The sequence below is a fragment of the Ensifer sp. ENS07 genome, from assembly GCF_014852185.1.
Classification (GTDB): domain Bacteria; phylum Pseudomonadota; class Alphaproteobacteria; order Rhizobiales; family Rhizobiaceae; genus Ensifer; species Ensifer adhaerens.
Genome location: NZ_JACVBE010000009.1, coordinates 299,848 through 307,162, shown reverse-complemented (window position 1 = coordinate 307,162; position 7,315 = coordinate 299,848). Strand labels below are relative to the sequence as shown.

The 7,315-nt window shown below is 63.4% G+C and carries 7 protein-coding genes; all 7 read left to right on the top strand.

Annotation, left to right across the window (positions count from 1 at the left end):
- The first annotated feature begins 395 nt into the window (after nt 1-395).
- The 7 genes from IB277_RS25340 (at nt 396) to IB277_RS25315 (ending at nt 7,314) form a co-directional block, all read left to right on the top strand.
- Nucleotides 396-920 carry an RNA polymerase sigma factor gene (locus tag IB277_RS25340; RefSeq protein ID WP_060522067.1) on the top strand — a complete coding sequence of 175 codons (525 nt, stop codon included), beginning with the start codon at nt 396-398 and terminating at the stop codon, nt 918-920.
- Nucleotides 917-1,858, top strand: coding sequence for a FecR family protein (locus IB277_RS25335; RefSeq protein WP_134887890.1), 942 nt, complete (start codon nt 917-919; stop codon nt 1,856-1,858). Before IB277_RS25340 ends, IB277_RS25335 begins: the two co-directional genes overlap by 4 nt.
- 94 nt (nt 1,859-1,952) lie before the next feature.
- Complete coding sequence (locus IB277_RS38255; protein WP_246812818.1) at nt 1,953-3,107, top strand: TonB-dependent receptor; 1,155 nt, start codon at nt 1,953-1,955, stop codon at nt 3,105-3,107.
- Nucleotides 3,013-4,446, top strand: coding sequence for a TonB-dependent receptor domain-containing protein (locus tag IB277_RS38250; protein ID WP_371813674.1), 1,434 nt, complete (start codon nt 3,013-3,015; stop codon nt 4,444-4,446). Before IB277_RS38255 ends, IB277_RS38250 begins: the two co-directional genes overlap by 95 nt.
- Nucleotides 4,447-4,751: 305 nt before the next feature.
- Nucleotides 4,752-5,888, top strand: a complete 1,137-nt coding sequence (locus IB277_RS25325) for a transporter substrate-binding protein (protein ID WP_060581079.1) — start codon at nt 4,752-4,754, stop codon at nt 5,886-5,888.
- Nucleotides 5,885-6,466, top strand: a complete 582-nt coding sequence (locus IB277_RS25320) for an ANTAR domain-containing response regulator (protein ID WP_060581078.1) — start codon at nt 5,885-5,887, stop codon at nt 6,464-6,466. Before IB277_RS25325 ends, IB277_RS25320 begins: the two co-directional genes overlap by 4 nt.
- On the top strand, nt 6,466-7,314 hold the full coding sequence (locus tag IB277_RS25315) for an ABC transporter permease (protein WP_060581077.1): 849 nt from the start codon (nt 6,466-6,468) through the stop codon (nt 7,312-7,314). Before IB277_RS25320 ends, IB277_RS25315 begins: the two co-directional genes overlap by 1 nt.
- Nucleotide 7,315 lies beyond the last annotated feature (1 nt).

Sequence of the window (7,315 nt, the reverse complement as noted above, 5' to 3'; positions counted from 1 at the left end):
TGTTGAGATCTCCAAAACCCCAACAGGATAAGCCGAAAGGCCGGAAGCGTGGCTGTCCCTCAATCATCATCGCCATCTCAGTGATCCGTTCTCTCAGCGGACGCGGTCTCTTTCATGCCACCTCCTTTCGGTTCTTTTCGCCCGGAAATCTGGCTCTTGCTGATAACCGGCGTGAACCCTGCCTGAGGGTCTCACTCTGAGCCCTGAGGTCAACGCCTCCTTTCGAGCTAGTTGCACTGCTGACGGCTTCGGAAATTAAAGATGAGTACAATACTCATATTTGTTGTGCGCACCGCACGGACGCGCTAATGAACGCCGGCGCTGCCTCGTCTGCACCGCGCCCTGTCTCTCATCTTCGCTCTGCCGACGGCTCCGGATCGGCCCTGAAACCTATCATGCCAGAGAAATCAGCTTCGCATTTGATGCTCGACGACGCGATCGTCGCCTACTACGACGAGCTTTGCGCGATGACGCGGCGGCGTGGTCACCAGGCGGCAATCGCGAACGAGGTCGTTCACGAGCTTTATGTTCGGTTGGTCGATCGGCGCACGCCGCTTGAGGGCAAGTCGTCGCTCAGGGCGTTTCTGCGCCGCGCCTGTGCCAATCTCGGTATCGACCGGCTGCGGCGCGACCGCTTCGAGCTCAAGCTTTTCTCCGGTAGCGAAGAGGACGCCCTGGCTGTCGCCAGCGATATCGCTGCGCCTGATGCCAACATCGATCTTCCCCGGCGGCTGGCGATCCTGAAGAGGGCGATCATGGACATGTCGCTGCAGCGGCGGCGCGTCTTTCTCGCAAGCCGCATCGGCAACCTCACCTCGGACGAAATCGCCATGCGCACGGGGATCAGCCGCAACATGGTCGACCGGCATCTGCGCAAGGCCTATCTGCATTGCCTCGACCGGTTGGAGGAGGTGTTGTGACGGCGCGCGACAGGAGGATGCGCGAGCACGCGGTGGATTGGCTCGTCCGCCTGACGGGTGATCCCGACGATGAAGCGTTGCAGCTCGCCTTCGAACGCTGGCGCGCGGAGGATCCTGCCCATGCCGAGATTTTTGCGCGCGCTCAAAGGGCGATCGGTGACGCATCGCTCTTGATCCGGCGCGAACCGGAATTCGCCCAAAGGGCGGTGAAGCGGACAGGGACGCGGCGAAAAACCGCAACAGCGCTGGCGGCCATCGTCAGCGTCGGCGCCGGCATTTTTGTTGCGCTCGACGGCGCCCTGTGGATGCAGGCGGACGTTATCGCCGGCAAGGGTGAAAGGCCGATCCTTACCCTTGAGGATGGCTCGACACTGCAGCTCAACGCCCAGTCGGCCGTCGCCTATCAGTTCACTTCCGCCGAGCGGCGGATCGTGCTGCTGCGTGGCGAGGCCTTCGTCCAGGTCGCGGCTGACAGCCAACGGCCCTTTGTCGTTAAGGCCGGAGGCGGCACGACAACGGCACTCGGGACGGCATTCGACGTCAACCTCACCGACGACGGCACCAGCGTCACCGTTCTCGAACACGCCGTATCGGTCGCGACGGACGCGGCAATGCCGCCGCGCCGCGTCGCGGTCAACGAGCAGGTCAGCTACGACCATGACGGCCGGCTCGGCTTTGTCACGCCGGTCGATCCGTTCGTGGCGGCGGCATGGCGGCAGGGGCGCCTGGTTTTCGAGGAACGCACGATCGCGTCCGTCGTCGAGGAAATCGGGCGCTACGTTCCCGGCAAGATCCTGATCGCCGATGCCAGCGTCGGCGCCAGGCGGGTGTCCGGCAGCTTCGATCTCTCCGATCCCGTCGGCGCATTGCAAGGTCTTGCCGAAGCCTTCGACGTCAAGGTCACCCGGATCGGACCCTACGTCACGATCCTGCGCTAAAAAAAATCGAGGACGAGGTGTCCCTGAACCGGCACCTCGTTCGTCCAGAAACCATGCCCCGGCCTTTTCGGCCATCTCTCTGTCTGGAACCATCATGTCATATTGGAATACGACCGGCCGCCGCCGCCAATCCGGAATTCTCAGCCTGCTGATGGCAGGCACCGTGTTTGCCCTCACCACCACCGTCGCCCTTGCGCAAGCTGCGGTGCGGAATCACGTCGACGTGCCCGCGGGCAAGCTGACGACGGCCGTCAACCGCCTGGCCTCACAGCTCAAGCTGCAGGTGGTGTTCGACAGCTCGGTCGCCTCAGGGGTCACCACGCCAGGCCTTTCCGGCGACATGACGGCCGAAGAGGCGCTGGCGCGGTTGCTGAGCGGAACGGGCGTCCGCTATCGTTTCGTCGGCAGCTCGACGGTGAAGCTGATGGGTGCGGTGGAAGCCGCGACGCCGGCAGACGGCGAAGGCACGAAGCTCGCGCCCATTGTCGCCCGCGGCGACGCCAAGGACGGTGACCGCGCGCCGAACATCGCGGTCCTTGATGCCGAGGAAATCGAAAAGGCCCAGGCATCGAGCCTTCCGGAATTGCTGCAGAAGACGCCCGGCGTGTTGATGGGCGGTGGCGTGCGCATCGAAGGACAGACGCTCGCCATCCGCGGCTTTGCCCGGCAGTCTGACGTGCGGATCATCCTCGACGGCGCGCCGAAGAATTTCGAGAAGTACGACCAGGGCACAGTCTTCATCGAGCCGGAACTGCTCAAGCGCGTCGAGATCGAAAAGGGCGCGACATCGGTGCGCTATGGCAATGGCGGCTTCGGCGGCACGGTGCTGATGGAGACCAAGGACGCGGCTGACATGCTCAGGCCCGGCGAAGAATGGGGCGTCTGGGCCAAGTCCGGTTTCCAGAGTGCCAACAAGCAGTTTCTCGAAACCGGCGCGCTCTACGGAAAGTCGGATTTCGGCGGCCCCATCACCTATGATGGCCTTCTGGCCGGCACATGGCGCAAAAGCGACGACATGCGCGTCGGCGGCGACGAGGTCTACAACTATTCCAACTCGAAGCTGACCACCCTGCTTGCCAATGTCGGTGCCGCATATGACGGCCACGAGATCAAGGGGGACGGTCGCCTACGGCCAAAACGACAATTGGGGACCCGTGGCCGCCATCCGCGGCCAGTCGGCGCCGTCGGACTACAACATCACCCGCTACGGCTACAAGGAAGCGATGCGCCGGCTTCTCACCTGGCGTGAAATCGAGGATTTCACCTCGACGCTTACCTATAGCTATACGGGCGACAGCGACCTGGTGAACTACCGCATGATGGGGAGCTTCTCGTCGACCAGCCAGCATGCGAAGCGGCCCGACATTCCGGGGCTCAACCCCAGCGCATCCGTCGGCGGCTACGAAAACGATGCCACCTACACCGACATCAAGTTCGAAGCGGAGAATACCTCCAACTTCACGCTCGGCGGACTGTCGCACAGCCTGAACTATGGCATTCAGTACCTGGATCATGACCGGGACATCTGGATGTATGACATCACCAACCGCACCCAGGCGCAGTACAACTACGGCTACTACGCCCCCTGGTTCATGCCCGAGGGCTCGCAGAAGACCTTTGCCGCTTTCGTTCGCGATCGGATCGAACTGACGGACACGTTTGCCGTGACGCCGGGCCTGCGCTACGACCATGTGCGCTCGAAGGGCGTGCCGAACGAGGCGCCGCGGTTCAACAATCCGCTGGCCGGGCACGACTATTCCGCCGTGTCGCACCAGGGTGTGACGCCGGCGATCAGCCTGTCATGGGAAGCCACGCCGTCGGTGCGGTTCTTTGCCGACTGGGCCTATGCGATGCGGGTGCCCAACATTGACGAAATCTATTCGACCCAGAGCGTGCTTACCAAGGCTTCCGGCACCAGCCGTGATCTGGAGGTCGAGCGTAACAGCACCTTCAACATTGGTGTCGACTTGAGCTTCAACGACGTGCTGACGACCGACGACATGCTGTCGACGCGTATTTCGGTCTACAACAACCACGTCTCCAATCCGGTAACGCGCCGGTTCGGCACGGCCAACCTCGCCGACGTTACCGGCAACGTGCCATTTTACTGGAACACGCCGTCCTACGATATCCGCGGCATCGAGTGGCAGGCGCACTACGAGACCGAGCGTATGTTCGCCGATCTCGGCGTGTCCTGGATGACCGGCGAGCGGACCGGCGCCGTCAACAACGTCTGGGGACCGGACACCTATATCAACGATCTGGCGCCCCTGACCGTGATCGCGACGGCCGGGATCAAGGTACCGGATCAGGACCTCGCCTTCGGCTGGACAGGCACCTTCGTCGACGACCAGAACCGCACGCCCTACAATCAGGGCGGACAGACCTACGCGCGCCCGCCGAGTGCCGGCTATGCGGTGCACGGCCTCTTCCTCGACTGGACGCCGACATCAGGCTTCATGGAGGGTGGCGAGGTGCATCTCGCCGTCGACAATATCTTCGACAAATACTACGAGCCCTATCTCAGCGACGGGATCTCGGCGATGCCCGGCCGCAACTTCAAGATCGCGATCAGCCGCAAGTTCTGAGCGGAACATGGACCCGGCCGGCCGGCATGCGGGCCGGCCGAATGTCCTCCTACGCGCCTCCGCGCAGCAGTGGCGCTTGATTGCGGTGCTCCACCCGCCTCTGTCTGTAAAGTTGCGTATAATAGGTTGCGAGCTTGCCAATCCTTGCTTGACAGCCGTCGATTGCCCGTATCTTAATCATGCTCTCAGATTGAGCATGATCAATCCATTCACATGACCTCGATGGTCGACGGGCAGTTTCGCCCCATGATGCCCCCATCTTCGATGGGCCCGGCGTCGTGGGGTTTTTGGCTTTTGGCGGGTACATGAGCGGCGCGGTAAAGATCGGCATCCTCTATTCGACGACCGGGCCCTACGGGACGATGGGCCGCGACTGTCGCGATGGCGCGGAACTGGCGATCGAGGAGATTGCGGCAAGCCATCCGGGCCGGATCGAGCCGGTTTTCATCGATCCGGAAGCCAATATCGACCGTTATCTAGAAGGCGCCAAATCGCTGCTGCGCGACCACGGATGCCGCCACATCATCGGCACCATCACCTCGCTCGCTCGCAAGGAGGTCATTCCGCTTGTCGAAAAGCACGACGGCCTGCTCTGGTACATGTGCCCCTATGAGGGCTTCGAGGCCAACGACAACGTGATCTATACGGGCGGCTGCCCGAACCAGCATTTGCTGCCCTTGCTCGACTATCTGCTGCCGCGTTTCGGCAACCGGCCCTATCTGATCGGCGCAAACTATGTCTGGGGCTGGGAAATGAACCGCCTGGCGCGCGAGCTGGTGGAGGAAGCCGGCGGCGCAATCCTCGGCGAGCGTTACCTGCCGCTCGAGGAAACCGCGGTCGAGCGGATCGTCGCCGAAATCGAGCAGCGCCGGCCGAGCTTCATCCTCAATAATCTCGTCGGTCCTTCCAGCTACGCCTTCCACGCGGCGATCCGGGCGCTCGCCGTGCGCGATCCGGGGTTCCGGCCGGAAAACTGCCCGGTCGTCAGCTGCGACCTTCAGGAGTGCGAGTTGACGGATATCGGCCTCGGGGTCGCGACTGGCCAGCTCTGTGCCGCCTCCTATTTCGACACGGTGGTTTCGCCCGACAATGCGGCCTTCAAGCTGCGCGTTGCCAGTCGCTTCGGCCCCGGGCGGCGCATCTCCAGCCTGTTTGCCAGCGCCTATGCCTCCGTCAAGCTTTGCGCCGAGGCGATCATCGAGGCGGGCGTCGACGATCCCGCGACGATCACGCAGCTTGTTTCGGCAGCGGCGCATCAGAGTGTGCTCGGCCCGCTCAGGATCGATCCGCAGACCCACCATGCGGCGTTGCCGTTCCATCTCGGCCGCATCAGCGACGACGGAGGCTTCGACATCGTCACATCGCTGCCGTCAATTGCCGCCGACCCCTATCTGACCGGCCAGCGCAAGCGCAAGGCGCCCCAATTGCGGATCGTCTCATGAGGGAAACACCGAACTTCACCGGCTGGCGTGCGGCGATCCTGCACCGCGAAGACCAGACGACGGAGCGGCTCGTGCGACAGCTCAAGCTCTTCGGCTTCGACGTCACCGTACAATGGCGGCCGCTCGATGCGCGCGACCTGCCCGATATCATCCTCGTCGACGCTGACCAGGGCTGGAGCGGGCTCTTGCCCTGGAAGGACGAACAGGCGCCACGGCCGCTGATCGCCTTGCTCGGCTCGGAAGCACCGGGCCGGGTCGCCTGGGCGATGGGGCAGGGGGTTGCGGCCATCATCGCCAAGCCGGTCGCCTCGTCGGCGGTCTACCCGGCCCTGGTGTTGGCGGTTGGGATCCACGAGGAGCGCCGCGCCGTCGCCGACAAGATCGCCCATCTCGAAGAACGGGTGCGCATGCGCCCGCTCGTTCATGCCGCCGTGCAGAAGATCGGTCAGGCCTGCCATGTCAACGAAGAACAAGCCTATGGAATCCTGCGCAATTGCGCGATGAAAAAGCGCCTGTCGATGGAGCAGATCGCCGGTTCCATCCTCGGCGGTGCCGAGCCCCTGCCGGAGGCCGGTTGATGCAGGTTTTGAAATCCATGTTCAGGCAGCCGGCGGCGCTGTTCGGTCTCGTCGTCGTGGCACTGGTCGTCATGCTCGCTGTGGCCGCTCCGCTGGTTGCCCCCTATAGCCCGGACGAACAGATGTTCGACGGGCTGACGCTCGAAGGCGCGCCGTTGCCGCCGAGTGCTCAGTTCCTGCTCGGTACCGATACGCTCGGCCGCGACCTCTTTTCGCGCCTGCTCTATGGCGCCCGAACTTCGCTTGTCATCGGCCTCGTCGCCAATGGCGTTGCCGTCTCGATCGGGCTCATGATCGGCATTCTCTCGGGCTACATGCGGGGCCTTATCGGCAACGCACTGATGCGCTTCACCGATCTGATGATGGCCTTTCCGGCGCTGCTGCTGGCGATCGTGCTTGCCGCACTGCTGCGCCCAAGCCTCTGGATCGTCGCCATGGTGATCGCGCTCGTCAACTGGGTCCAGGTCGCCCGCATCGTCTATACCGAGACCCGTGGCTTGGTTGAACGCGACTTCATCCTCGCCGAGCGCTCGCTCGGTGCCGGCCACGGGCGCATCCTGTTTCACCACATCCTGCCGCATCTGGTGCCGACGGCGATCGTCTGGGGCACGCTCGGCATCGCAACCACGGTGCTGCTCGAAGCGACGCTCTCATTCCTCGGCATCGGCGTCCAGCCGCCGACACCCTCCTGGGGTAACATCATCTTCGAGAGCCAGAGCTATTTCCAGGCCGCGCCCTGGCTGGTGTTCATCCCCGGCGCCGTCATCCTTTTGACCGCGCTCTCCTTCAATCTGGTCGGCGATGCGCTCCGCGATATCCTCGACCCGACGCAACGCGGGAGGGGCTGAG